Genomic DNA, 25,674 nt, shown 5'->3' on the forward strand with positions numbered 1-25,674 from the left:
CCTAGAAAGGGCGGCGGCCAGCCGGCTTACCGGGTCACACCGGGTCAGGCTGGATCAGAAGGTCGACGAAAACGTCGCCCAACAGGACACTCGCCGCGATCAGCGCGAAGGAGCCGACCAGTCCGAGGCCGACAAACAGGCCATCCCGCTGGATCAATCCCCAGGCCATCAGCACCAGCAGGGTGGCGGGTGGCCCGTTCAGGAATGGGATCGGCAGCCACAGGACCAGGGACCACAACACGCAGAAGAGCCCGACCAGACGCTCGCGACCGGCGATCGCCAGAAATCGCGGACCGGTCACACGTTCCGCACGACGAAGGACCGGCGCCCCGTAGCGAGCCAGCAGCGTGAGGAAGCGACCGGGGACGGCAACACGTTCCGCCCGTTTCGGCAATCGCCCCGTCTCTCCGAAGATCGCCAAATGCAACGAAATGAAGAACAGGGGGATCCCAAGGATCCCGGACAGTCCGGGGATAGGCGCGGGGATCGTGTCCGGCAGGGCCAAAAGCACGATTGCAATCCCGTGGCCGCGGCTTCCGATCATGTCGACGACATCGCCGAGGCGGACATTGACCCCTTCGCCGTTCCTGGCCGAAAGTTCGGTCAGGACGACGGAGATCGGCTTCTCGGCAATCTCCTGGCCAGACATCGGTCCCCTGACTGCATGTGGGTTGGGTCGCATCCCGAATGACACGTGGGCACGCCGCAGAGTCCGGGAAGCCTGTCCGCTTGTCCAGTCGCCGCCCCGGTCGTGTCGGTCGAGCGCAAGCACGATCCGAAAGGCGGCCGGTGGCCGGAGCGGTTTGACGGGCTTGTGGCCATCTTGACTGATGCGGGTCAAGGCGACGCCGACCGGCTCCACTGACGAAGGCGTTCGAAAGAGATGGGAACCGCGATGAGCCAAGAGCCAGAGATACGGATCGCCCCGGACGGCCTGACCTCTGCCGAGGCGGCGCGCAGGTTGGCTGCGGATGGCCCGAACGCCCTGCCCCGATCGCGCGGGACCGGGGCGCTCAGGCTTCTGTCGAACCAGTTCGGCAGTCCGCTCATCGTGCTGCTGATCGCCGCCACGATCGTGTCGGCGGCTCTCGGTCATCTCGTGGACGCGGCGGCGATCGGACTGATCGTCCTGCTGAACGCAGCACTCGGCTTCGTCCAGGAATGGCGCGCGGACCGCACGCTGGAGACCTTGCGCAACCTCCTCGTCACCTACGCCACGGTCAGGCGCGACGGGGCGCCCCGCACGGTGCCGGCCCAGAACCTCGTGATGGGCGATGTCATCCTGCTGGCCGCCGGGGATAAGGTTCCGGCGGATCTGGAGGTCACCCATGCCGTCGACCTGATGCTGGATGAAAGTGTCCTGACCGGAGAAAGCCTCCCGATCTCGCGAGGGCTCGGAGACACGCTCCGCGCCTCCTCCAACGTCGTCGCGGGCCGGGCCGAGGGCCATGTCATCGCGACCGGATCATCCACCGAGTTCGGACGGATCAGCCACATGACCGCGCAGATCGACCGCGGACAGACGTCGCTCCAGCGGAGTCTGGCCGGCTTGGCTCGGACGATCGCGATGGCGGCAATCGGGATGGCGGGTCTCGTGCTTCTCATTGGTCTTTGGACGGGGCGACCGCTGGGCGAGATGTTCATGGTCTCGCTCTCCTTGTCGATCAGCATGGTGCCCGAAGGCTTGCCGGCAGTCGTGACGGTGACGCTGGCCTTGGGCGCGGGTGCTATGGCGAGGCGGCGCGCGTTGATCCGCCGGCTCCAGGCCGCCGAGACGCTGGGTGCCGCCTCCGTCATCTGCACCGACAAGACCGGCACCCTGACAGAGAGCGTGATGACGGTAACCCGGCTCTGGACGCCCGATGGAGACTTCGAGGTCTCGGGCACCGGCTACACGCCAGAGGGGACCATCACGGGCCCGGCACCGGAACCGCTCTATGCGCTACGGGTGGCGCGGCTCTGCAACGATGCGGCCCTCAGGCGCGCGGGCGACGGCTGGCAGATGGACGGCGATCCGACCGAAGGCGCGCTGCTCGCCATGGCGATGAAGGGCGGAGACGACGTTCACGGCAGCCGCATGGCGGAACGCCCGTTCGACAGCGAACGCCGGATGATGTCCGTCCTTTCGCAAGGCGAGGACTGGCGGCGGCTGCTTGTGAAGGGTGCCCCCGAAGCGATCCTCTCGGAATGCACGCATATCGGCGCGGATGATCGGCCGATGACCGACGACGGGCGACGGCAGGCGGAAGAGGCCGCGACGGCGATGGCGTCCAATGGCATGCGTGTCATCGCGTTGGCGTCCCGCGCCGAGAAAGGGCGCGATCTGTCCGAGACGGGCCTGACCTTGCACGGTCTGGCAGGTCTGATCGACCCGCCCCGGCCCGAGGTCCGCGCGGCAGTGGCGGAGGCGATTTCGGCGGGCGTCCGTCCGATCATGATCACGGGAGATGGCGCCGTGACCGCCTCGGCGATCGCAAGCCAGCTCGGCATGGAAGGTCGGGTCCTGACCGGGGCCGAGATCGAGGAGCTGGACGATGCGGCCCTTGAGGCGATCCTCGACGAAGGGGTGCATTTCGCGCGCGCCGCACCGGCCCACAAGATGCGGATCGTCGAGGCGCTCCAGCGGCAGGGGCGTATCGTCGCCATGACGGGGGACGGCGTCAACGACGCGCCCGCGCTGCGCAAGGCGAATATCGGCGTCGCGATGGGCCAGCGCGGAACCGACGTCGCCAGAGAGGCGGCCGATGTCGTCCTTCTGGACGACAATTTCGCGACGATCGTTGCCGCTATCGCGGAGGGGCGCCGTCAATTCGCGAACGTGTCCAAGTTCGTGAAGTACCTGCTCGCCTCGAATGTCGGAGAAGTCGTCGCCATCATCGGGGCGCTCGCCATGGGGGGCGCGCTGATCTTCCTTCCGATCCAGATCCTCTGGATGAACCTCGTCACCGATGGCGTGACGGCGCTGACGCTGGGCCTGGAACGTGGCGAGCCGGATCAGATGCGTCGCAGGCCCCGCGACCCCGCCAAGCCGATCATCGACCGGAGGGGGTTCGGCCTGATCCTCTGTTTCGGCCTCTATACCGGCAGCGCGAGTCTCGTGCTCTTCTTCTGGCTGATGCCGCAGGGCGAGATCCTCGCAAGGACCGCCGCCTTTACGGGGATGGTGATCTTCGAGAAGGTTTCGGTCTTTGCGTTCCGCTCGATGCGCAATTCGAACACCCGGATCGGGTGGGGTTCGAACCCGTGGCTCTGGGCAGCATTGGCGGCCATGCTCGCGGCGCAACTTGCCGCCCTCCATGTGCCTCTGCTCCAGACATTCCTGTCGACGGTTCCGCTGAGCGCGGACATCTGGGCCGCGATCGGTCTGTTGGCCTTGCCTTTGATCGTGGTTCCGGAAGCGATCAAGATCCTGAGGGCAAGGCGGCGCGAAACCCGCGCCTGAAGCGTGAGCGGCGCGCGCAGGTCAATAGATACAGCAGCAGCGTCGCTCAGTATTCGCCGTCCAGCAGCAGATGCTCGTGCCCGATCTCTTCCAGCCCCGCGGCAATGTGGTCCGCGGCCTGCGGATGGCTCGCGAGGTACTCGAAGGTCGGACCGACGTGACGCTCTTCGGCGAGGGCCTTCGCCTCGTCCCAGTCGACCTCCTGGTAGTCGCCGCGCCCGATCCAGAGCAACGCCACGAGCTCGTGCTGCTGATCGCGGTCCAGACCTTCGATCTCGGTCTGCAACTCGTTCCGCCGCAGGTCGTTGCCGCCATCATCGCTCTCGACGGGCACTTCGACGCTCCGGAGCTGTTCCAGCAAGAGCCGCAGGGCGTCGGGCGGAATCGTCAGTTCTTTCATCGCTTGCGGTCCTCCTCGTTCGCAAAGGTCTCATCATCTTCCGCCGGATCCACCGATGGCATTATCGCGCGCAGAACGCCCTCGGTGATCGCGCCGAGCCCCAGAAAGACGAGGGCGATGTTGAGCACCCATCCAAGGATCGGAATGAAGTTCAAGAGGGCCGCGACCACGATCGCCGCCGCAAGGATCCCGAGGCGCAGCGCGGTGGAGGGATTGTCGCCCACACCGACCGCCCGAGCAACACCCATCGCGACGACATAGGCACCCAGAAGGTAGCCCAGCAGCCAGCCTACAAGAACCAGCAGGATGGCGAAGGGAAGGAACGGCAGGCCGACGAGCGTCATCGCGGAAACGGGAACGAAGCCCACGAGAGTCGAAAAGCCAACCGCCCCGATCAGGATCGTGATGCCGGGCCGGGCCAGAGCCATTCGCCGCATGGTCGCGACCTTCCTCGGCGCAAGGACAAGGAACAGGCCACCGATGATGAGCAGGAAAGCCAGACCGATGAAGGACCCCGCCCCGACGGTCGCCGCCGATGGCGGCTCGGGCATCGCGCCACGGGTGAATTCCTCGATGTTCCGCCACTGCCCCGCATCGAAGAATTCGTAGCTGACGCGGCCTCCGGGTATCACGGAGGACGGCACATCGATCTCGGACGGCACCACCAGCGTCAACCTTCCGTCGATGCGCGCATCCGGCCCGAATGAGACCGATTGTGCGGCGATGCGGGCGTCTCCCTCCACGACCCCGTCCAACCTGACCTCGGATGCCATCACGATCAGGGCACCCGCCACGTTGCCCCGATGCGTGGCCGAGCCGGCGAAGACGCGGGCGTTGCCGCCGATCGCTGCGCCGTCTTCCAGCGACACGAGGAAACCGGACGCCGTGACATCGCCCGCGACGCTGCCGTCAAGCTGGACGCGGGCGCCCGCAACGGTCACGTCGCCGGTCACGTCGCTCTGGACATCGACGTCGAACCCTGCCGCCAGAAGGTCGTGGGCGACGTCACCGCGAAGAGAGACCTGCGCGCCCGAGGCGAGCACGTCCCGCGCTGCCGGCTCGGTCTCGTCCAGCCGGTCTCCTGTGACCAACCTGTCGCCGCCGATCGTCGCCTCGTATCGGTCCGCAATCGCCGGCGGCGTGAGCCCCGCGACCAGTGCTCCGATCAGAATTGCTTTGAAGACCTTCATTTCGTCGCCCCCGGACAAGTCGGCCTGTCGAACCATCCCATGTCGAGAGCAGTCGCTGCCTTGACCGAAATCAGTCCGGCAACCCCGAAGTGGGGCTATGGTATCTTCGATCAGTCCAGGGAGGCCTCGATGACGATCCGCACAATTCTCACATGTCTTCTGAACGAGGCGTCCGCGCCGCTTCTTTCCGAGGCGTCGGCGACACTTGCGGCACAGTACGACGCGCATCTCGTCGGACAGCACACCTTCGAAGCGATCCTCGTCTATCCCGGTGTCGCGATGCACATCCCGGGCCCGACCTACGCGGCCTTCAACGACGCGCAGACCGCGCAATCGCGCGCGATCGAGGCCGTCTTCCGCGAGGTGACGCGCAAGGCCGACGTGAAGTCGGAATGGCGTGCCATAGACGCCGGAAGTGCGCTCGCTTCCGACCGGATGATCGAGAGCGCCCGGACCGTCGACCTCGTGGTCATGACCCGGCCGGATCGCGACTACGACCGCCCCGACCAGCGCTTCGCGCTCGATCAGGTGATCCGGGACGGTGGCCGTCCGGTCCTGTTGGTTCCCGACAACGGGCTCGCGCCGACCTTCGGAAAGATCGCCCTGATCGCGCATGCGGGAACCCGCGAGTCGGCGCGTGCCGCCTTCGACCTTCTGCCGCTGCTGCAGGAGAAGGCGGATGTCCACGTCGTCCATATCGGGGACGAGAAGGACGAATTGCGGGACGGTGCGATGACCGAGCTGAGCGCGTCGATCTCGCGCTACGGACATAACGTCACGATGTCCCACCGGACCCGCCACGGCAAGTCGATCGCCGACACGCTCTTGGCTGCGGCAACAGAGGTCGGGGCCGACGTCATCGCCGCCGGGGCCTACGGGCATTCCCGGACCTATGCTTTCTTCCTCGGGGACACGACCGGATCCCTCATCCGCCACACGAAGATCCCCGTCCTGTTCTCCGGATGAATTGACGGGCCGCCGGGCAGACAACCCGCGCTGCCTGGCGGATCCTCATCGGCCGCGTCGACGAATGGCGCGTTCCTGCGGTGGGGGTGATCGCCGGGTGTCGCGGCAGACAAGGGCCATGCCCGAGCGTGAACGGTCGGCCGCGGCCTCAGCCCCGCGGCTTCGAAAGCTCCGCCTTCATGCGGCTGCGGGCGAAGAGGTCGGACAGCGTCACGATGCCAACGAGTCGCCGGCCATCCAGGACCAGGAACTTGCGACGCCCGTCCCGCACCATGCGGTCCAGAAGCTCCCGAGCGTCGTCACCGGGCGACACGACGTCCTCGGATCCGATGGGCCGGGCCACATCCCCGACGCGCGTCGTGGCCCATAGCCCCCGCTCCACGCCCCGGATCGCCGCCATGTCGATTTCGCCCACCGGCACGCCCTCCTCGACGACTGGGACATAAGATAGCGCGTGGCGAAGCATTACGTCATCCACGACCTCTTGGAGCGTGGCATCGGGTGCGGCCACGATCGGATCACGCTGCTCCATGTCCAGGATCGAAAGGCCCGCGACCGCATCCTGGAGAAGCACCTGACTGCGGGTCGCCTGCGCAGCGGTCAGGATGAAGATCCCGATAAGCACAGGCCACAAACCGCCCGCGCCGAACCCTGAAAGGATGGATAGAACACCCAGTATGATCATCCCGAGAGCGATCCAGGACGACACCTTCCCCGCCGTGAGGGTCGCGCGGGTCAGGTCTCCGCTCCGGCTCCAGAGGAACGACCGGAAGACCCGCCCCCCATCGAGGGGAAAGGCCGGAAGCATGTTGAAGATCGCGATTAACAGATTGGCCGCTGCAAGATAGACGAGGACCGCAAGAGGCAACTCGGATAGGCCTGCCGCCTCCCCGATCCGACTGAGCAGCATGGCCACGCCTGCGATCGCGAGGCTCATCAGCGGCCCCGCAATCGCGACCCTGAACTCGGCCCTCGCATTGGGTGGTTCCGTTCGCAATTCCGCAACTCCTCCGAAGAGGAACAGCGTGATCGCAGGCACCTCCATGCGATGCTGCCGCGCGACGAGCGCATGGGCGTATTCGTGCAGGATCAGCGAACCGAACAGGCCAAACATCGCGATCAACGCGGCGGAAAACAGTCTCAGTGGCGTCTGATCCGGGACGAGACCCGGAAAATAGCCCGCCGCAAGCGACCAGGTCAGCAAGGCGGCCACGAGGAACCAGCTTGCATCCAGCCGAAGATCGATCCCGGCGATCTTTCCCAGCGAGATCGACCTACCCCACATTGAACATTCCACCCACGACATAGGCGATCGCGGCAGCGGTGCCTCCGATGGCCAGTGTCTCGATTGCGGATCGCCACCAGGGCGCGAGGGACCAGTGGCTCTTGAGTGCCCCGATCGCGAGAAACGTCAGCGACGTCAGGAAGACCGACCAGGCGAACGGGTCGGCGGCAGGCGTCACGAAAGGCGACAGGGGAACCAGCCCGGCCACGAGAAAGGCACCGAACGTGACGAGCGCGGCCTTCATCGGCGCGGGATCCACGGGGGCGAGCCCATATTCCTCGACGAGCATCGTCTCGACCCACGCGGCACGATCCGACGAGACGGCCTCGACGGCCGCCTCGAGCCCCTCCCCCGATAGCCCCTTGGCCGCAAAGATCTGACGAAGCTCCTCGCGTTCGCCTTGTGGGAATCTGTCGATGTGCCTCTCTTCGCGTGCACGCAACCTGTCTCGTTCGTCCCGGTCCGCCTTGGTCCCGGAATAGTTGCCCGCCGCCATGGAGAAGCCGTCGGCGAGAACGTTTGCGATCCCCAGTGCGAGGATGACCGTGACCGGCAACCCCGCCCCTGCCACGCCGGCCACGATGGCGAATGTCGTCACCGCTCCGTCGATGCCGCCGTAGACGGCGTCCCGAAGGTGACCGGCCCCTTTCGGCTTTGCCAGGCGGGCTGCGATCTCCTCGGACGTGTGGCCGTGATCTTCCATGGGTCGGGTCTCTCGTGACAGGTCCGGCCATGATGACCTTTCGGCATTGTCGCCGACCTGATCGACGTCAATGTGCACCGTTCGAAAGACTCAGATGATGCCGGGACTTCCTTCGCAGAAAAGCAGGAGAGGATGATGGCAAAGGAAACCCAACCGAAGACCGGAAAGGCTGCGGAGCGCCCGGATATGGGCCACGCGCTCGCAGTGGCATTCGCCCCCTGGTCGATGGGGACGAGGATGGCATCCACCTGGCTCGAAGGTGCGGCACGGATGAATGCGGAATGGGCGAGGTTCGTCGCAGACCGGCTCGAGACGGATGCCGAAGCGCATCACCAGATCGCGATCTGCGGCTCTCCGATCGAAGCGCAGAGCCTCTATGCCCAATTCCTGCAACGCTCCGTGCAGGATTACATGACCGAGACGTCCCGCCTGTCACAGATGGCACTGCGGCTGGTTCCGGACGCCAAGGCGAAGGCGTAGTTGGACCGACCGGCACCGCTGGTCGCCCCTGCCGAAATGCCGGCTGCCTGCGCGTTCGGGATCCGCTTCAATGGGTCACGGCGTCCCGGACGATTCGATGCCTTTCATTGCGCGACCTGATGGCACTTTGCCTCAATCGGGTGGATGGACTTTCCGGCGCGACCGCTTCTCAAAGATGTCGTCCGGCCCCATCGAGGGAATCGGAGGGGAAACGTGACCGACGCGCCATTCGAGATCTCGGACGACACGCTCCGCCTTTCGGGCGAGTTGTCGCTGGGACGCGTCGCCAGGATGCAGATCCCCGATCACCTTCCGGTGGACCGGATCGACCTCGACAGCGTCGAAAAACTGGATACGGCCGGTGCCTGGTTTCTGGTGCAGTTGTCGGAGCGGGCCGGTGGCGCCTCCATCCACGGCGCGACGCCGTCGCAGACTGCGCTGATAGAGACGGTCCGCCGGAGCGCCGGCGCCGCAGAGGATCCGCCCGAGGACCACGTCACCTTGCGAGGCGGGACCGTCGCCCTTGGGCACATCGTTTGGGACGGGATCCGCGATGTCCTCGGCCTGACGGCTTTCCTCGGGCGGTTCGTGGCCGAGTTGGGCCAGCTCTTGCGTCATCCGACGCGCCTTCGCGGCGTATCGCTCGTTCATCATATGCAGGCTGCCGGGCTCGATGCCGTTCCCATCGTGACGCTGATGGCCTTTCTGATCGGCGTCGTGGTCGCATTCCAAGGATCCGCTCAACTCGAGCGGTTCGGGGCCGAGATCTTCGTCGTGGATCTGATCGCGATCTCGGTCCTCCGCGAGTTGGGTATCCTGCTGACTGCGATCATCGTCGCCGGGCGATCCGCGTCCGCCTTCACGGCCGCGATCGGAACGATGAAAATGCGCGAAGAGGTCGATGCGCTGCGTGCGCTCGGCCTGGACCCGGATGTCGTGCTGGTCGCGCCCAGGATCCTTGCGCTGATCATCATGCTGCCCATTCTCGGGATCCTCGCGAACATCGCCGGTTTGGCGGGGGGCGCGACGATGGCGTGGATCGACCTCGGTATCGCGCCGGGAGCCTTCGCCGATCGCATCGTCACGGGGATCGGCGCCTGGCACCTGGCCGTCGGGCTGATCAAGGCCCCGTTCTTCGCGCTGATCATCGGGCTGGTGGGATGCCGCAACGGTCTGCGCGTGGGCGGCGATGCCGAAAGCCTGGGCCGGCTGACCTCGACCTCGGTGGTGACGTCGATCTTCCTCGTGATCGCGGCGGATGCCGTCTTTTCGATCTTCTTCGCGCTCATGGGGGTGTGATGGATCACGTCATCCGGGTCCGCGGCCTGTGCACCCGCTTCGGGGATCACATCGTCCACGAAGATCTCGACCTGGACGTGCGACGGGGCGAGATCCTCGGCGTCGTGGGCGGGTCGGGCACCGGCAAGTCGGTCCTGCTGCGTCAGATCATCGGGCTGCTCGATCCGGCCGAGGGTGAGATCGAAGTCCTGGGCGAACCTGTGCGCGACACCTCGCCCGAGGCGTTCCGAAGGCTGCGCCGACGCTGGGGCGTCATGTTTCAGGGGGGTGCGCTCTTTTCGTCGCTCAGCGTGCGCGAGAATGTCGAGGCGCCGATGCGCGAACAGTTCGACCTGCCCGACGAGTTCCGGGAGACGCTGGCCGCCATCAAGGTCCGCATGGTCGGCCTGCCCGAAAACGCGATGGACAAGCGCCCCTCGGAACTGTCGGGCGGAATGCGCAAAAGGGCGGGCTTCGCGCGCGCGATTGCACTCGACCCCGAGATCGTGTTCCTCGACGAGCCGACTGCCGGGCTCGACCCGATCGGGGCGGCGGCGCTGGACTCGTTGGTCGCACAATTGCGCGACGCGCTGGGGCTTACGGTGTTTCTCGTGACCCACGATCTCGACACGCTTCACGCGATCTGCGATCGGGTTGCCGTCCTCGCAGAGCGGCGCGTGCTCGCCATCGGAACGCTGGACGAGTTGCGGGCCGTGGACCATCCCTGGATCCGCGACTATTTCGGCGGCCCGCGCGGGCGCGCCGCCGCCGGAGAGCATTGATGGAGATCAAGGCCAACTTCCTGCTCATCGGCGCCTTCACCCTGGCGGGTCTGGGCGCGATCCTCGCGGCCTTTCTCTGGCTTGGTGCCGTGCGGATCGACCGGGACGTCGATAGGTACGGGATCCTGTTCAGCGACGTCTCGGGCCTACCAGAGTCCGGGGAGGTTGTGTTCAACGGCCTTCCGGTCGGTCGCGTGGTCAATCTGCGCCTGCATGATCCGAACCCGTCGCTGATCTACGTCGAGATCGAGATCGACGCGGCCACGCCGGTCCGTGCCGACACGCTGGCACAACTCACGATCCAGGGCGTGACCGGTGTCGCCTATATCGCCCTGATCGGCGGGACGACGGACGCGCCGCCCCTGCCCGCCCGCGAGGATGGCCCGCCCCTCATCCCGTCGCGCCGGGCGGGTCTGCAAAGCCTGATGGACGACGTGCCGGACCTGATCGAAGAGGCTTCCGCCCTCGTCGCCGACCTCCGCGCCATCGCCGGGCCCGAGACGCGCCAGCAGGTTCGAACGATCCTCGGCAATGTCGAATCCGCATCCGCCAAGCTCGATTCCACGCTCGACGGGATGGACGCGCTGACGGCAGGGCTGTCCGACGCGGCGACCCAGATCGCGGGTCTGGGTGACACGATCGGCGCGCTGGAAGGGGACGTCCGCACGACGCTCGGGAATGCGGACGCAGCCTTGGTCGCGGTGACGGAAGCCGTTGACGCGGTTTCGCCCGCGTTGGAGCGGGTGGACGGTATCCTGGAGGCGGGCGAGGCCGTGTTGGCACAGGACCTGCCGGATACCTTGACGGTCTGGCGCGGCGGGGGCGCGGGGTTGGGCGACGCGCTGTCCAGTGCCGAGGCGGCCTTCGCAGCCCTCGATACCGCCGCGCAGGACGTCTCCGTCCTGTCCACGGGCGATGGCGCGGCACTCCTTGCCGCCGCGAGGGAAGCGACCGAGGCCGCGACACCCGCGATACGCGACGACCTGCCCGCGCTGATGTCCGATCTCCGCGCCGCAGCAGACGAGACCCGGATGGCGGTCGGCCGGATCTCGGACAATCTGACGGCGGCGACCGGCCAACTCGACCCGCTGGCGACGGACGCGCGCGCCGCCCTTGCCGAGGCGCAGGAGGTGCTCGACCGGGCCGGGCCGGTGCTCGATACGCTCGACCGGGCCCTCGCTTCGGCGGACGGCGCGTTTGTCTCGGCGACAGAGGTCATCGAGACCGATATCGGACCGGCCCTCACCGATCTCCGGACAGCATCCGCCGCGGTGGCCCGCGACCTGCCCGGTCTGACGCGCCAGGCCGAGGCGGTCCTTACCGATATCGGCGGGGCCGTCAGGGCCGTCTCGCCGGCGCTGCGCACCTTTGGCACTTCGACGCTTCCCCAGATCGACCGTTTCGCCAGCGAGGCGCGTGGCCTCGTCCGGCAGCTTTCCGACCTGTTCCGACAAATAGAGCGCAATCCCGCCCGCTTCATCCAAGGCGGCCAAGTGCCCGAGTACCGGAGGTAAGACAGATGGCTTTCCCCACCAGGCGCGCCGTCCTGCCATGGCTGATGCTGCTGCCCGGCTGTGCAACCCTCACTGCGCTGGACGGCGCAGCGCGGCCCTTGCCGACCTACGATCTGATCCCCGTACCGGGCGGCCAGGGGCGCCGCCGTGGCGTCGCATTGGCCGTGGTCCTGCCGAGCGCAACGGCTGCACTGCGGACGGATCGCATATTGGTCCGGCCCGATCCCCTGTCGGTCGCCTACCTCCCGGAGGCGCGCTGGTCGGATGAGGTTCCGTCGCTGGTGCAATCACTCGTGGTCCGCTCGATCGCCGGGACGGATCGGCTGGGATATGTCGGCCCGGCCGAAGGAGGGCCGACCCCGGATGTCGCCCTACTGCTGCGCATCGACGCCTTCGAAGCACAGCCGATCACTGGTGGCGAAGGCCTCGCCAGTCGCGTTTCCATCGCTGCGACCCTGATCCGCGACCGGGATCAGGCACTCCTCTCGAGCCGGACATTCGCCGGTTCAGCAGTGTCGCAGACCGACGATGCTCAAACCGTCGTAGCCGCATTTCAGGCCGCGCTCGACGGTGTGCTGCCTGCGCTTTCGGACTGGACGGCCGCGCGGGTCTAAGCCGCGATCAACGTTGGGCGATCGGCGTGCCGCCCTCGATCCCGTCGCCCGGATGGAGGATGACCCGAATCCCGGGTTCGAGGCCGGACGTCACCTCGGCGACATCCTCCCCGATACGTCCAAGGGTCACGGCACGGATGCGCGCAACGCCGTCTTCCTCCACGAAGACCGCCCAGTCCCCGTTCATGCGGAACGCGGCCGAAAGAGGCAGACGAAGCACATCGTCACTGCGCCAGAGGACGATGCGGAGAAGAACGCCATAGCCGTCGCCCAGACCGGGCCTCTCGTCCGAAGGCGACACGAAGTCGAAGATCGCATCCACGCGCTGCTCCTCGATGCCAAGGGCGGAGACGTCCGTCCGGGCGACGGGGTCCACACGTCTGAGACGGGCCCGCAGCGCGGTTTCGCCGCCCCACCGCTCGACCCAGGCTTCGGCGTCCGGCGGCAGGCGGACCGCATCCGACGACAGAAGATCGGCCGAGATCTCAAGGTCGGTCGGGTCGCCGATTGCCAGCAACAGGGTCCCTGGCTGCACGGGACGTTCGCTCAGCGTGTCGACGCGCAGCACGACCCCGTCGATAGGTGCGAGGATCGTGCGGCAACAGGTGCCCGTTCCGTCCTGTGGATCGCTGAGGGCGGCGCGCGCGCGTTCCACGGATCCGCCGGCCATGTCGCGGCGTGATACCGCTGCGCGCAGGGCCGCCTCGGCAGAGGCAAGCCGGCGCGCGGCCTCTTCCAGCGCGGTCAGCGGCGACAGGCCCCGGTCCACCATGCGGCTGATGCGGTCGTTCTGCGTGCGTGCAAAGGCCTCCTCCTCTTCGGCCGCCGCGATCTCGGCGATGGCCGCGGCGAGTGCTGCTTCGGCCTCGTGAAGGGTCGCTTCGGCCTCGGCCCGGCTTCTCGCATCGAGGATCGGCGCATTGGCCGGCACGACCTCCGCGACGACGGTCTGTCCCGCGACCACGCGGTCGCCGAGCCTGACGGGCGCGCGTCGCGCGATCCCGGCCACGGGGGCGGCCACCTCGTAGACCTCCCGGACACGGACGATCCCGTCAGCGTTCACGGTGACCTCCATCGGGCCTCGTTCCAGCACATGCAGGTCGACCGGAGAGGGCTCGGTCCGGAATGTCACAACCGACAATGCGCCGGCGATCGCGATCGCGATCAGCCCCAGCAGAATGGTCCGGAGGGTCGGCATCGGTTCACTCCCTTGTCTTCATGACGGCCACGAGATCGAGGTCATCGACCCGGCGACGGACGATCAGGACCGCGGCAAGCGACGCGGCCAGCGCGATCAGGCTCGCCCGCGCATAGGTGGAGGGCGTCAGGACCAACGGCAGGTTGTAGAGGTCGGACGAAAAGCGGTCGGCCATCAGCTCCGCGACCGCGTGACCGATCCACCAGCCCAGAGGCTGCGCGAGCACGGCCAACAGCATCGTCTCTCCGATCAGGATCCACGAGACCTCTCCTGCGCCGAAGCCGAGGATGCGCAGCGACGCCAGTTCCCGCGCACGTTCCGAAAGCTGGATCCGCGCCCCGTTATAGGCCACGCCGATCGCGATCGCCGCTCCGAGCCCGATATAGATCAGCGCCATCGCGTTCATGTTCGCGGCGATCGTGTCCTGAAACGATCTTCGGTTGTCCGACAGCAGGATCGCGCCGCCCAGCGAGGGCGCCATCTTGACCGCCTCGTGGAAGGCCGGTTCCCGGTCGGCGCGGAGGGTCACGTTGACCAGGCTCGTCCGAGGGCCGCGCCGCAACATCGCGTCGAACGCATCGGCCGACATATACGCGCCGGTTCCGAGGATCTGGGGCACGATCCCGGTGATCGGCATCGGGACGGGATCGTCGTCCCGGTCCTTCACCTCGACCAGGATCCTGTCGCCCAGACGAGCCGAGAGCTTGTTTGCCGTGCGAGCGTCGATCGTTATGCCGCTCTCTGGCAAGACCACGGCCGCGCCATCCTGAACCACCCGGGCGAGATCGGCATCGGCCTCCATGCCGGTCAATGTCGTATCGACGGTGTAAGGTCCCCGGCTCAGGGCGACGGATGCGAAGATCTGGGGCTCCGCCTGCAGGACGCCGGGCAGGCGCCTGACCGACTCCACGGCGGAGCGTTGGACATCATTGGGGAAGAGGAGGATGGCATCCTGCCGGTTCGCCTGATTGAAGGACAAGTCGATGATCCCGTCCAGCGCGTCCTGAAAGAAGCTCGGCGCGACTAGAACCGCTGTCGCGAGAGCATAGCCGAGTACCGCCGTGCCGGACCGGACCGGCCATCGCGAGATCGCCCTCAGGATCATGAGATCGGTCTGGGGCAACCTGACCACGGCCAGCAACCGGTCCAGCCATGTCCGGCGGAAGCGCGGCGGCGGGGCGGGCGCCATGGCGACAGCGGGCGGCAGGCGCGCTGCCGAGAGCGCCGCCCGCGAGGCGCCCAAGGCCGCGGAGACGAGCCCGGTCAACGCGCCCAGGGCATAGCTCGTCCATGACAGGCCGAAGAGCAGTTCCGGGAAGTCGTAGAACCTCGCATACATCGCGGAGGTCCATCGCGCGAGCCACGTGCCTGCCGCCCATCCGACGACGATGCCGCATAACGCGACCAAGGCCGCGAGGGTCAGATAGTGAAGCAGGACGGCACGGTCCGAATAGCCGACCGCCTTGAGCAGTCCGATCTCGGCGCGCTCAAGGGCCACGATGCGCCCGATGACCATATTCACCAGGAAAACCGTCACCAGCAGAAAGACGGGCGGCAGGATCATCGCCATCACCCGCAATTCGTCGATCTGCGCTTCGAGAAAGGCATGGGAGATCTGGTCGTCGCGATCGTGCGCCCCGCGTCCGCCATGGGGGTCGAGCAGCGTGTCGACGGCGTCGATCACGGCGAGCGGATCCGCATTCCGGTCGAGCGCGAGCACCAGATCGTCGAACGCCCCGGTCATGTCGAAGGCCCCCTCCATCGCGCGATCCGTCATCCAGATGACGCCATGGCTCGACGGGTCGGGCATCAGCGCCCCGGGCGCGACGGTGTAGATGAATTCCGGGCTGAGGGCCGTGCCGACGATCCGCAAATCCCGCCGCGTGCCTCCGAGATTGGCGGCAAAGCGGTCGCCGGGGCGGTACCCGTGCGCTTCGGCGAAGGGGGCATTCACGACGACTTCATCCCAAACACCCGGATCGGGCCACCGGCCCGATTGCAGGACGGGAACGTTCAGGCGCGGAGCACGATGCTCGGGGATAGAGACGATCTGCACGGTCGCCGGGCGGGTCCGTCCGGGCAGATCGAGAATGACGAAGCGCGACACCCGCGCCTCGACACTGCGGATGCCGGGAATGTCGGACACCTCTTCCAAAAGAAGCCGGGGCGCGCGGGTGGCGCGGGCGAAGATGTCGGCGAATGCGTTTCGTTCGTAATAGGCCGTCCGGGACCGGTCGAGCGCGTCGGACATGCCAAGCGACATCAGCAGAACGGCGACGCCACATCCAAGAACCAGCGCGATCGCCAGCGTCTGCGCCCAGAGCCTGCGCAAATCCCGCAGAAGCTTCAGATCTATGGCGCGCCACTGGATCACCAGTGGATCTCCGACGGGCTGAGGCGGGTCTCGTTGAGTTCCTCCTGCACCAGCTGTCCGTCCGCGAAACGCAGGACCCTGTGAGCCATCATGCGGATCATCGCATTATGCGTGATCAGGACGGTCGTGGTGCCAAGCTCCGCATTGACCCGGTCGAGCACCTCAAGAACCTGAACGCCCGTCCGACTGTCCAGCGCGCCGGTCGGCTCGTCGCAGAGCAGGACACCGGGACGTTTGGCGATGGCACGGGCGATGGCGACGCGCTGCTGCTCGCCCCCGGAAAGCTGGGCCGGGAAATGGTCCATGCGGTGCGACAGCCCCACCCGGTCCAGGGCTTCTTCGGCGGGCATCGGATCGACCGCAATGTCGGTCACCAGCCGGACGTTCTCGCGCGAAGTCAGAGAGGGAACGAGATTGTAGAATTGGAAGACGAAGCCGACATGATCGCGCCGGTAGCGCGTCAGGGCGCGTCCCCCCAACCGCGTCAGCTCGGTCTCGCGAAACCAGACCTGGCCCGATGTCGCGTGATCCAGACCCCCGAGGATGTTGAGCAACGTCGATTTGCCGGATCCCGACGCGCCCAAGAGGACGGTCAACTCGCCCGCCTGCAAGGTCAGGTCCACCGAGTCTAGCGCCACGACCCTGACCGGCCCGGTCTCGTAGACCTTCGTCAGCCCGACGGTCCGGAAGGCCGGCAGCATCGCGGTCGGTCCGCCTGCTGCGCTGGTTTCCTCGATCATTGCCATGCCGGCCCCCGTCGTTCGCGGCCACCCTGCGGAACCGGCCGCAATTCGACCCTGACAAGGATCAACGTGGCGCGCGGATGACCTGATCTTTGTCAGGGCGCGGAGCCCATTGAATGCTACGGTCCGAAACCATGGTCGATCCTCGTCCCAACGGTGCCGTGAGCACAGTCGCGAAGGAACAAGGGACTTCTATGTCTCGTGCGAATGCGCTCGTGCCGGTGCCAGACGCCAGGAATGAGGCCGAGCGTCATCCCCACGCAATCCTGGACCGGGCGTCGCGGGCGGCATTGGCCCGCCTGACGGGGGGTGTCTCGCCGCATTCCATCATCGCAGCCTGGCAGGATTGGGCGCTGCACCTGTCGCGTTCGCCGGGACGGCAGCTCGAGCTCGCCGAGCTGTTCGCCGCGAACTTCGCCAAACTCGGGGCCCATGGGATGGGCGCGGCGCTTCCCGAGGGCGCAGATCCCCCGTTCGAGCCCCGGCCCTACGACCATCGCTTCGACCATCCATCCTGGGAGAAGCCCCCCTTTGCGTTCTGGAAGCAGGGCTTCCTGGCCGCGCAGGATTGGTGGGATGCCGCCACGTCCACGATGCCGGGCCTGCGCAAGCAGGATGCCGATCGTGCGCGGTTTCAGGTGCGTCAGGCGCTCGATCTGGTCGCGCCGTCGAACTTCCCGTGGCTCAATCCGGAGATCATCGAGGAAACCGCGACGCGCGGTGGCTGGAACCTGGTCGAAGGGGCGGCCCACTTCGCCGAGGATCTTACCCGGACTCTGCTGCAGGCGAAGAAGCCCGCCCCGGAAGGCTACCGGATCGGGGAGGATCTGGCCTGCACACCGGGCGAGGTCGTGTTTCGGAACAAGATGTTCGAGCTGATCCAGTACCGACCACAAACAGACGACGTGCATCCCGAGCCCATCCTGTTCGTACCGGCATGGATCATGAAATACTACATACTGGATCTGTCGCCCGAGAACTCGATGGTTCGTTATCTCGTTCGTGAAGGGTTCACGGTCTTCATGATCTCGTGGCGGAACCCCGGCATGGAACATGCGGATTGGTCGCTGGAAGACTACCGCAAACACGGCGTCATGGCCGCGCTCGACGCGATCGGCAGCATCGTCCCCGATGCGAAAGTCCATGCGAATGGGTATTGTCTCGGGGGAACGTTGCTGGCCATCGCGGCGGCCACAATGGCGCGGGACGGGGACGATCGGCTCGCTTCCGTGACGCTGATGGCGGCGCAGATCGACTTTGCCGAGGCGGGAGAACTGCTCCTGTTCGTCGACGAAAGCCAGGTCGCCTTCATCGAGGACTTCATGTGGGACCAAGGATATCTGGACCGTCCTCAGATGACGCGGACCTTCGCCTCGATCCGTGCCGAAGATCTGATCTACAGCCGGGCGACCAACCGCTACTTCCTGGGTCGGGAAGACTTGGCTACGGACCTTGGCGTCTGGAATGGCGACACCACGCGGATGCCCGCCAGAATGCATTCCGAGTATCTTCGCGGGCTCTTCCTGGAGAACAGACTGACCGCCGGCCGTTTCGCGGTCGAGGGACGGGTGATCGCCCTCAAGGATATCTCGGTCCCGCTCTTCGTCGTCGGCACCGAGACGGACCACATCGCGCCGTGGCGGTCGGTCTACAAGATCCGCCTTTTCACGGATTGCGATCTGACCTTCGTCCTCACGAGCGGCGGGCACAATGGCGGCATCCTCAGCGAACCGGGCCACCCTCGGCGCCACTATCGGATAGATCGTCGCGAGCCAGACAGCCTCTATGTCGATCCTGACAGTTGGATAGCCTCACGCGAGGAACGGGAAGGATCCTGGTGGCCGAGCATGGCAGAATGGCTTGCCTGCCGTTCCGGCGCACGACGCACCCCTCCGGCCATCCCCACTCTTCGCGGCTCAGGCAGAAAGCGGCTCAACGCGCCGGGCACCTACGTCCTCGAACCTTGATCGGACCCGCGTAAGCCCTTGGCGTCACGCGGGCCACAGCCCCGCCGCCAAACGGCCCGGCTATTCCGCCGCGACCGCCTCGCGCGGCGCATCCTGTTCCGCCTCCGGCGCGCGCAGGCAGAGCCGGAGCAACGGCGGTACCGTAAGCAGCGTCAGGAACGCCGACATCGACAAGCCACCCACGACCACGGCACCGAGACCCCGATAGAGTTCGGAACCTTCTCCCGGGAACACCACGAGGGGGAGCATCCCTCCGATCGACGTGAGGGTCGACATGAAGATCGGACGGATGCGATTCCGCGTCGCTTCCTCGATTGCTTCGATCGGAGCCATCCCGTCCGTTCGCAGGTGATAGAGCGATTGGTGCACGATCAGGATCGCATTGTTGACCACGATCCCCACCAGAATGACGAACCCCAGCAAGGTCAGCATGTCGAGCGGCTGCGTCTGGAACGTGTTGAGCAGCGCCAATCCCCCCACACCGCCCGCGGCCGCCACCGGAACGGAGATCATGATCACGAGCGGCAGAACGAAAGACTCGAACAGGACCGCCATGACGAGGAAGACGATGACAAGGGCGACGAGCAGGTTGATCTGGATCGCCCCCCAGGTCTGGCTGAGCTGATCGGCGGTCCCCGAAACCGTAAGGCGCACGCCATCGGGCAGGCCGCTCTCCGTCAGGGGTGCCACCACTTCCGCCTCTAGCAACTCGACCGCCGCTTCCAGAGGGAGGGCGTCGGAGGGCCGCACCTCCAGCGTGATCGTGCGCAAGCGATCCCTGTGGCGGATCTCGGTCGGACCGGCCGTCACGATGACTTCGGCGAGGGCCGAGACCGGCACGATCTCTCCGGATGGGGTCACGACCGGATACCGGCCGACGTCCTGCGTCCGCTGCCCCGTCCGGAGGTTCGGATCCCCTTTCAGAACCAGATCCAGCCTTTCTGCCCCGACGGTGATCTCGGCCACGCGCAACCCGTCGTTGAAGGCGTCGACCGTGGCGCCCAGCGCAGATGCATCGAGCCCGGCATCCGCGAGGCGCAACCGGTCGGGGATGAGCCTGACCTCTGGCGCGCCGAGTTCCAGTCCGGGGATCGGGCGGAATTGATGTCCTTCCGACCGCGGCAGGAGCCCCGCCACCATCCCGGCCGCCCGACCGGCGACCGCCAGGATCTCTTCCAGGTCCTGACCGGAGACATTCAGTTCGATCGTGCGGCCGCCGCCGACACCGCGCCCGAAGAGAGAGGGCTGCGTCATGAACCCAAACGTCCCCGGCTCCGCGAAGATCGGCCGCGACAGGACCGGGATCAGTTCGCCCGCGCGCGCGCCATCGACGGCGGCGGCACCCACGAAGGAATTGCCGGGGGTAGCGACGAAGAAGAAGCTGTCGATCGCAGGCACGCCGCCCTCCGCCTCCATCGCGGGCGCGGCTTCCCAGAGCGGTTGGGCCACTCTCTCGATCCGGTTGGCGATGGTCTCGGTCGTGTCGAGATTGTAGCCCGGCGGCGGAATGATCAGGCCGAAGACGAGGTTCCGGTTCCCCTCGGGCAGGTATTCGAGCCGAGGCAGGAAAGCCCATGTCGCGACGGCCGCGCCGCCGGCGATCACGGCGACCATGGCAATGCCGATCGTCCGCACCCGCACGGTGAGCCTGACATAGGCCATAACCGCCGCCCGGAAGGCCGCCGCGGCATGGTCCAACCCCCAGATCCCGAACCTCTCCTGTTGCCCACCCTTCAAAAGACGAGAGGCAAGGGCGGGTATGACCGTCACCGCCACCAACAGCGACAGCAGAACCGACACCGAGATCGCAACGGCGATGTCGCGGAAGAGTTGCCCGGCCTCCAGCTCCATCACGAGGATCGGGACGAACACGAGGACGGTCGTAAGCGCCGACACCAGGATCGCGCCCCAGACCTGCCTGGCCCCCTCGTAGGCGGCTTCGCGGCGGGAGAGGCCCTTTTCGCGCAGTCGGTATATGTTCTCCAGCACCACGATCGCCGCATCGACGATCATGCCGACCGCGAAGGCGATCCCCGCCAGAGAAATAACATTTAGGGTTCGCCCCGTAACGGCCATCGCGACGAAGGTCGCCACGATGGAGACAGGGATCGCGAGGGTCACCACCAGCGTGGCGCGAGGCGACCGCAGGAACAGCATCAGGATCGTTGCCGCGAGGATCCCGCCGATCCAGATGTTCTGGATCACCAGGTCGATGGCGCCCTGAATATAGATCGTCTCGTCATAGACCTGACGCATCAGCAGGTTCTGCTCGGCCACCGGGCCGGCTTCGAGTTCGGCGAGGGTGCGGCGGACCTCCTCCATGGTCTCGATGACGTTGGCACCCGGTTCACGGACGATATTGAAGGCCAGCCCGGGCTCACCCCGAAAGCGCAGACGGGCATTGGGTTCTTGATAGGCGAAGGAGACGTCCGCGATATCGGCGACCCGCAGCCGGCCCGTCGACCCGTTCGCAATGTCCGAGCGCAGGACGACCGAGCCGATTGCGTCCACCGTGTTCAGATTGCCTTCGGCGCGCACGACGTACCGACGCTTGCCCTCCTCCACGTCCCCGGCAGACAGCGAGATGTTCTCGCGCCGCAGGGTCGCGACGATGTCGGGCACCGTCAGCCCGAAGTTCGCCATGCGCCGGGGGTCGATCACGATCTGAAGCTCGCGGGTCACGCCGCCAAAGATATTGACGGCGGACACGCCCTCAATGCGCTCCAGCCGGTCCTGCACGACGTCCTCGAGAAAGTCGCCATAGGTCGGCATCGGCCTCGTGTTGCCCTCGGCCGCGCGAAGAATGACCCAGGCGATTGCGCTGTCGTCGGCGCCTGACGTGTCGAGCGATGGTTCGGACGCTTCGTCCGGATATCCCGACACGCGATCCAGCCTGTTCGACACGAGCAAGAGCGTCTGGGACATATCCGTCCCGATCGCGAATTCGAGCGTGACCTCGGCTTCTCCTGTCTGGGACCGGGAGGTCATCAATTCCAGCCCGTCGAGCCCGCGCAGCGCCTCTTCCTGCGGGTTCACGATCTCGCGCTCGACTTCGGCGGGGGCGGCGCCGGGCCAGTTGGTCGAGACGACCACGATCGGTTTGCGCACGTCGGGCGCAAGTTGGATCGGGATGCGCGAGACGGCGATCAGGCCGAACAGGACGGCCATGATGACCGCGGCAAGCACCGCGACGGGCCTTTCGATGGCAAGCCTGATCGGGTCCATCAGTTCGATGCCTCCGGGCTTTCAGCCGTGCCGCCCGGCCCTGGGCCAAGGCCCGCAGTCACCGGCGCGACCTCCTGCCCGGGACGCAACCGCTCATTTCCACGGACGACGACCACATCGCCATCCGTCAGGCCGCTGACGACCTCGAACCGATCCCCGACGGCCAGGCCGATCTCGACCGTGCGGGGCTGGGCCGCGCCATCCTCGACAACAAAGACAGTCCAGCCGCCCTGCGCCTGCACCAGCGCGTCCTTTGGAACCGTCAGGAGATCGCGCGGCGCGTCGACCGGGATCATCACTGTGACCGATTGCCCGACGGCCGTCGTGCGCGCCTCAGCGAGATCCGGCGCGGCGAACCGGACCGGGCGCGTTCGGGTCGCCGCCGTTTCGATCGGCAGCAGGGCCCGAACGGCCACCTCGAACTGCTCGCCCGTCTCGGTCGTCGCATCGACGGCAAGGCCCGGCTCCATCAGATCAATGAAGCGCGCAGGCACGCTGGCCTCTATTTCGAGGGTCGTCGTGTCGAGAAGCCTGACCACGGGAGCACCGCTCTGGATGAATTCCCCCGGGTTGACGAGAACCTCCAACACCACACCGTCGAAGGGCGCGCTCACGGTGGCGCGCTCAAGGTTATAGGCGGCCTCCGCTTCGGCGGCGCGGGCGACAGCGAGGCGGGCCTCGGCCTCTGCGATCAGGCGCTCCGCCTCCAGGAGCTCGCCCTGCGCGTCGTCGAAGCGCCCGCCAGAGAAAGCCGATGTGCCTTGCAGCCCTGCCACACGATCGAATGCCACACGGGACGTATCCGCCCGGGCGCGAGCCACGCCCAGCCCCGCTTCGGCGACGGAGACCTCTGCCTCCGCGCGTCGCAGAAGGATCGACAGAAGTTCGGGATCGATCGTCACCAATGGGTCGCCTTCGGACACGGTGTTCCCCTCGACGGCATCCACGACACTGACGCTGCCAGAGACGCGGGTCGCCACCTCTCCGTCGCGTCCCGTGACGACTTCGGCGAAGATCGGGACGGTCTCGGCCAACCGTCTGACGTCGACGGTCTCGACGCCGACCGCGGACGGTCCGCCCTGGCCCAGGGCGGGGCCCGCGAGCATCAGAGATATGACCGGGAGGGAGATGTATCGGAACATGGGAACCTCGACTTCTCCCTGACGACATAGGGCCGTTGACCGGTCGGAAAATGAAGAGTTGCGGGGGATGGCTCTCGATCCCGTCAAGCGGTGCCTCCACTGACTGCTCGGGTGGCGCGCAAGTCATTGAAGGCCCAAATATCGGGCAATGTCGCCACGGTGCGGCCAAGATAGTGCTTGGAGCCGAACACGCATCCTGAGGTAGCCCGGATTTCGGATCAACCGTCCCGCAGGGCGCGTCGCATCACCTTGCCGGTCGCCGTCATCGGGAGCGCCTCGCGGAACCGGACCGAACGGGGCGCCATGTGCGGCGAGAGGCGCGCACGAACCCATGCGATCAATTCGGCTTCGAGGCCGTCGACACGCCCCTCGGGCACCACGAATGCCGTCACCGCCGCCCCCCTTTCGGGATCAGGAAGACCGACGACCGCGGCCATGACCACAGAGGGATGGGCGTTGAGACAATTCTCGATCTCCGTTGGGCCGATGCGGTAGCCAGCAGAGGTGATCACATCGTCGTCGCGGGCATGATAGCGGATCACGCCATCCGCTAGCCGCACCCCCAGATCACCGGTCCTGATCCAGCCGTCGCGCCACTTCTTCGCCGTCTCTTCCGGTTTGTTCCAGTAGCGCAGGAAGGCGGCGGGAGAGCCGCGGACGCAGATCTCGCCGACCTGGCCGACCGGCACTTGCACGCCATCGTCTCTTTGCACTTCGACATCGACGCCCGGCACGGCCCGGCCGAGGGTCCCCGGCTCGACATCTTGCGTGCCGGCACAGGCGGCCATGACGAGATTGACCTCCGTCTGGCCGTAGATCTCGTTGATCGGTGCACTCAGGTCGGTCCGGCCCCACTCCACCAGATCGGCGCCGAGCGCCTCTCCACCGGACATGACGACGCGCAGGGTCGCATCCTTCGGCACGGGCGTCCGGCGCATCAGCTTGAGCGCGGTCGGCGGCAGGAAGGCGGCCGTCACCCGTTCCGCCGCGATGAGGTCCCACGCGGCTGCCGCGTCAAACTTGCCGAAGCGCCTTGCGACGAGTGGAACGCCGAACCAGAGGCACGGCAGGGCGAGGTCCATCAGGCCCCCGATCCAGGCCCAATCCGCCGGGGTCCAGCCCACATCGCCCGCCTTGGGGAAGCCTTCCAGCGCCGCCTCGACACAGGGGAGATGGCCGAAGAGGAAGCGATGTGCGTGGAGCACACCTTTGGGATCGCCGGTCGTCCCGCTCGTATAGATCATCATCGCCGGATCGTCGGCATGTGTCTCCGCGCAGGTCACTTGCCCGTGCTCGGGCAGCGCGTCGGCATCCACGCCGACCTTCAGATCCGGCAACTGGAGGTCCGCGACCTTGGCCAGACCCTCGGCATCGGCAATCACCGCGACAGCGCCCGAGTCCTTCAGACGATAGGACAGCGCTTCGGGTCCGAACAAGGTGAAGAGCGGCAGCGAGATGGCCCCGAGCTTCATGGCCGCAAAGTGCGCCACCAGCACTTCGGCCCGTTGGGGCAGCAGGATCGCGACGCGGTCGCCCCGACCGACGCCCTGCCCGGCCAGATGTGCCGCCAAGGCGTCGGATGCGCGCTTGAGGTCGAGATACGTCCAGACGCGCCGTCCAGCGGACAGATCGACGACGGCCATTCCATCGGGGTCGGTCTCGGCCCAGGCGTCGCAGCAGGCGGCCGCGATATTGAAGCGCTCGGGGATGTTCCATCGGAAATCCGCGTGCATCTCGCGCCATGGCGCAAGACGCGGGAGCGTCCGGCGGTCGTCGCGCAACGTGGTCAGGAGGCGCCCGCCAGGGTCACGGGATGCAGTCCGGCAAGCGGCAGGCCCAGCGCCTGAAGGGCCGACAGGCTGATCTGCGCGCCCCCCGCCCCGCCGAGTGGCCGCAACGTGACCGCGACACTGGTTCCGTCCGCGGCCGTGACCGTGCCGGCCGTCTCGGACGAGACGAGATCCGTCTTGACCCACAGGCCGGCATCGGCCGGGTCGCCCAAGGCGACCGTCGCCGATCCGAGCGCGCCGCCACTGGAGGTTCGCGCCGCTTCCCTCGCCTCTTCTTTCTCGGCGTCCGAAACCGTGTCCAGCGCCCCGACCGTGCTGGTCACGGCACGCGGAGGCGAGACGGGGCTGCGGACCACGGGACCCGGCGCCGGTATCGTCTCGACGGTTGCAGGTCGGGGCGCCGGCGCCGGCGCGGGTGCATCACGGTTCAGAAACGGGATGTTGCCGCATCCGGCCAGCAGAATGACCGTGGATATCGTGGCGATCTGTGTCCGCATCCTGTCCCCCAAAGCGATGACGAGGCGACATCTACCGCATGGGACGAAGGTGTCAGCCCCCATTCGCGTCTCGACCTTGTGGGG

At 66.7% G+C, this 25,674-nt stretch carries 20 protein-coding genes; 8 read left to right on the forward strand and 12 right to left on the reverse strand.

Translation table 11 applies throughout. The features are described from left to right. Positions 1-34 precede the first annotated feature (34 nt). Positions 35-649 (reverse strand): exopolysaccharide biosynthesis protein, encoded by a 615-nt coding sequence (locus jaqu_RS19260; protein WP_043920652.1) that lies wholly within the window; start codon positions 647-649, stop codon positions 35-37. A gap of 246 nt (positions 650-895) precedes the next feature. On the opposite strand from jaqu_RS19260, the gene jaqu_RS19265 reads away from it, so the two are divergent. Next, entirely contained in the window at positions 896-3,442 is a 2,547-nt protein-coding gene (locus jaqu_RS19265) for a cation-translocating P-type ATPase (RefSeq protein WP_052501087.1), read from the forward strand. A gap of 46 nt (positions 3,443-3,488) precedes the next feature. Here jaqu_RS19265 and jaqu_RS19270 read toward each other — a convergent pair whose 3' ends face one another. Both jaqu_RS19270 and jaqu_RS19275 read right to left on the reverse strand, forming a co-directional pair. Then, positions 3,489-3,842 carry a DUF3775 domain-containing protein gene (locus tag jaqu_RS19270; RefSeq protein ID WP_052501084.1) on the reverse strand — a complete coding sequence of 118 codons (354 nt, stop codon included), beginning with the start codon at positions 3,840-3,842 and terminating at the stop codon, positions 3,489-3,491. Beyond that, positions 3,839-5,032 carry a bactofilin family protein gene (locus jaqu_RS19275; protein WP_141134315.1) on the reverse strand — a complete coding sequence of 398 codons (1,194 nt, stop codon included), beginning with the start codon at positions 5,030-5,032 and terminating at the stop codon, positions 3,839-3,841. Before jaqu_RS19275 ends, jaqu_RS19270 begins: the two co-directional genes overlap by 4 nt. Before the next feature lie 129 nt (positions 5,033-5,161). Here jaqu_RS19275 and jaqu_RS19280 point away from each other — a divergent pair, with 129 nt between their 5' ends. Continuing rightward, on the forward strand, positions 5,162-5,998 hold the full coding sequence (locus jaqu_RS19280; protein WP_043920654.1) for a universal stress protein: 837 nt from the start codon (positions 5,162-5,164) through the stop codon (positions 5,996-5,998). Between the two features lie 148 nt (positions 5,999-6,146). On the opposite strand, the gene jaqu_RS19285 is transcribed toward jaqu_RS19280, so the two are convergent. Both jaqu_RS19285 and jaqu_RS19290 read right to left on the reverse strand, forming a co-directional pair. Next, entirely contained in the window at positions 6,147-7,283 is a 1,137-nt protein-coding gene (locus tag jaqu_RS19285; RefSeq protein WP_043920655.1) for a site-2 protease family protein, read from the reverse strand. Then, complete coding sequence (locus jaqu_RS19290) at positions 7,273-7,986, reverse strand: VIT1/CCC1 transporter family protein (RefSeq protein WP_043920656.1); 714 nt, start codon at positions 7,984-7,986, stop codon at positions 7,273-7,275. Before jaqu_RS19290 ends, jaqu_RS19285 begins: the two co-directional genes overlap by 11 nt. Positions 7,987-8,121: 135 nt before the next feature. Between jaqu_RS19290 and jaqu_RS19295 the strand changes: the two genes are divergently transcribed. From jaqu_RS19295 to jaqu_RS19315, 5 genes are all read left to right on the forward strand, one after another. Then, on the forward strand, positions 8,122-8,466 hold the full coding sequence (locus tag jaqu_RS19295) for a phasin family protein (protein WP_161793908.1): 345 nt from the start codon (positions 8,122-8,124) through the stop codon (positions 8,464-8,466). Between the two features lie 213 nt (positions 8,467-8,679). Further along, positions 8,680-9,765, forward strand: a complete 1,086-nt coding sequence (locus jaqu_RS19300; protein ID WP_043920658.1) for an MlaE family ABC transporter permease — start codon at positions 8,680-8,682, stop codon at positions 9,763-9,765. Beyond that, the gene (locus jaqu_RS19305) at positions 9,765-10,526 is read left to right on the forward strand and encodes an ABC transporter ATP-binding protein (RefSeq protein WP_043920659.1); all 762 of its coding nucleotides are present in this window, start codon (positions 9,765-9,767) and stop codon (positions 10,524-10,526) included. The genes jaqu_RS19300 and jaqu_RS19305 overlap by 1 nt, the downstream gene beginning before the upstream one ends. Continuing rightward, positions 10,526-12,040 carry an MlaD family protein gene (locus jaqu_RS19310; RefSeq protein ID WP_043920660.1) on the forward strand — a complete coding sequence of 505 codons (1,515 nt, stop codon included), beginning with the start codon at positions 10,526-10,528 and terminating at the stop codon, positions 12,038-12,040. Before jaqu_RS19305 ends, jaqu_RS19310 begins: the two co-directional genes overlap by 1 nt. 5 nt (positions 12,041-12,045) lie before the next feature. Continuing rightward, positions 12,046-12,654 carry an ABC-type transport auxiliary lipoprotein family protein gene (locus jaqu_RS19315; protein ID WP_043920661.1) on the forward strand — a complete coding sequence of 203 codons (609 nt, stop codon included), beginning with the start codon at positions 12,046-12,048 and terminating at the stop codon, positions 12,652-12,654. Positions 12,655-12,661: 7 nt separating this feature from the next. Here jaqu_RS19315 and jaqu_RS19320 read toward each other — a convergent pair whose 3' ends face one another. Genes jaqu_RS19320 through jaqu_RS19330 form a run of 3 tightly spaced genes read right to left on the reverse strand, consistent with a single transcriptional unit; the run spans position 12,662 to position 16,972 of the window. After that, positions 12,662-13,852, reverse strand: coding sequence for an efflux RND transporter periplasmic adaptor subunit (locus tag jaqu_RS19320; RefSeq protein WP_043920662.1), 1,191 nt, complete (start codon positions 13,850-13,852; stop codon positions 12,662-12,664). Positions 13,853-13,856: 4 nt separating this feature from the next. After that, a complete protein-coding gene (locus tag jaqu_RS19325; protein WP_043920663.1) occupies positions 13,857-16,226 on the reverse strand; it encodes an ABC transporter permease in 2,370 nt (789 codons plus the stop codon). After that, positions 16,223-16,972 (reverse strand): ABC transporter ATP-binding protein, encoded by a 750-nt coding sequence (locus jaqu_RS19330; RefSeq protein WP_169746098.1) that lies wholly within the window; start codon positions 16,970-16,972, stop codon positions 16,223-16,225. Before jaqu_RS19330 ends, jaqu_RS19325 begins: the two co-directional genes overlap by 4 nt. 191 nt (positions 16,973-17,163) lie before the next feature. On the opposite strand from jaqu_RS19330, the gene jaqu_RS19335 reads away from it, so the two are divergent. Beyond that, complete coding sequence (locus jaqu_RS19335; RefSeq protein ID WP_043920664.1) at positions 17,164-18,936, forward strand: PHA/PHB synthase family protein; 1,773 nt, start codon at positions 17,164-17,166, stop codon at positions 18,934-18,936. Positions 18,937-18,996: 60 nt separating this feature from the next. On the opposite strand, the gene jaqu_RS19340 is transcribed toward jaqu_RS19335, so the two are convergent. From jaqu_RS19340 to jaqu_RS19355, 4 genes are all read right to left on the reverse strand, one after another. Beyond that, positions 18,997-22,161 carry an efflux RND transporter permease subunit gene (locus tag jaqu_RS19340; RefSeq protein WP_043920666.1) on the reverse strand — a complete coding sequence of 1,055 codons (3,165 nt, stop codon included), beginning with the start codon at positions 22,159-22,161 and terminating at the stop codon, positions 18,997-18,999. Beyond that, complete coding sequence (locus jaqu_RS19345; protein WP_043920667.1) at positions 22,161-23,303, reverse strand: efflux RND transporter periplasmic adaptor subunit; 1,143 nt, start codon at positions 23,301-23,303, stop codon at positions 22,161-22,163. Before jaqu_RS19345 ends, jaqu_RS19340 begins: the two co-directional genes overlap by 1 nt. 218 nt (positions 23,304-23,521) lie before the next feature. After that, positions 23,522-25,084, reverse strand: a complete 1,563-nt coding sequence (locus tag jaqu_RS19350) for an AMP-binding protein (protein ID WP_316243076.1) — start codon at positions 25,082-25,084, stop codon at positions 23,522-23,524. Positions 25,085-25,089: 5 nt separating this feature from the next. Further along, positions 25,090-25,590, reverse strand: a complete 501-nt coding sequence (locus jaqu_RS19355) for a hypothetical protein (protein ID WP_052501085.1) — start codon at positions 25,588-25,590, stop codon at positions 25,090-25,092. Positions 25,591-25,674: the final 84 nt, after the last annotated feature.

The organism is Jannaschia aquimarina (assembly GCF_000877395.1).
In the GTDB taxonomy this organism is placed as follows: Bacteria; Pseudomonadota; Alphaproteobacteria; order Rhodobacterales; family Rhodobacteraceae; genus Jannaschia; species Jannaschia aquimarina.

Coding starts and splice junctions, on each gene's coding strand:
- jaqu_RS19335 (WP_043920664.1), top strand. CDS start 17,164: ATGTCTCGTGCGAATGCGCTCGTGCCGGTGCCAGACGCCAGGAATGAG.
- jaqu_RS19315 (WP_043920661.1), top strand. CDS start 12,046: ATGGCTTTCCCCACCAGGCGCGCCGTCCTGCCATGGCTGATGCTGCTG.
- jaqu_RS19355 (WP_052501085.1), bottom strand. CDS start 25,590: ATGCGGACACAGATCGCCACGATATCCACGGTCATTCTGCTGGCCGGA.
- jaqu_RS19265 (WP_052501087.1), top strand. CDS start 896: ATGAGCCAAGAGCCAGAGATACGGATCGCCCCGGACGGCCTGACCTCT.
- jaqu_RS19290 (WP_043920656.1), bottom strand. CDS start 7,986: ATGGAAGATCACGGCCACACGTCCGAGGAGATCGCAGCCCGCCTGGCA.
- jaqu_RS19295 (WP_161793908.1), top strand. CDS start 8,122: ATGGCAAAGGAAACCCAACCGAAGACCGGAAAGGCTGCGGAGCGCCCG.
- jaqu_RS19330 (WP_169746098.1), bottom strand. CDS start 16,972: ATGGCAATGATCGAGGAAACCAGCGCAGCAGGCGGACCGACCGCGATG.
- jaqu_RS19275 (WP_141134315.1), bottom strand. CDS start 5,032: ATGAAGGTCTTCAAAGCAATTCTGATCGGAGCACTGGTCGCGGGGCTC.
- jaqu_RS19260 (WP_043920652.1), bottom strand. CDS start 649: ATGTCTGGCCAGGAGATTGCCGAGAAGCCGATCTCCGTCGTCCTGACC.
- jaqu_RS19345 (WP_043920667.1), bottom strand. CDS start 23,303: ATGTTCCGATACATCTCCCTCCCGGTCATATCTCTGATGCTCGCGGGC.
- jaqu_RS19305 (WP_043920659.1), top strand. CDS start 9,765: ATGGATCACGTCATCCGGGTCCGCGGCCTGTGCACCCGCTTCGGGGAT.
- jaqu_RS19320 (WP_043920662.1), bottom strand. CDS start 13,852: ATGCCGACCCTCCGGACCATTCTGCTGGGGCTGATCGCGATCGCGATC.
- jaqu_RS19310 (WP_043920660.1), top strand. CDS start 10,526: ATGGAGATCAAGGCCAACTTCCTGCTCATCGGCGCCTTCACCCTGGCG.
- jaqu_RS19340 (WP_043920666.1), bottom strand. CDS start 22,161: ATGGACCCGATCAGGCTTGCCATCGAAAGGCCCGTCGCGGTGCTTGCC.
- jaqu_RS19280 (WP_043920654.1), top strand. CDS start 5,162: ATGACGATCCGCACAATTCTCACATGTCTTCTGAACGAGGCGTCCGCG.
- jaqu_RS19270 (WP_052501084.1), bottom strand. CDS start 3,842: ATGAAAGAACTGACGATTCCGCCCGACGCCCTGCGGCTCTTGCTGGAA.
- jaqu_RS19285 (WP_043920655.1), bottom strand. CDS start 7,283: ATGTGGGGTAGGTCGATCTCGCTGGGAAAGATCGCCGGGATCGATCTT.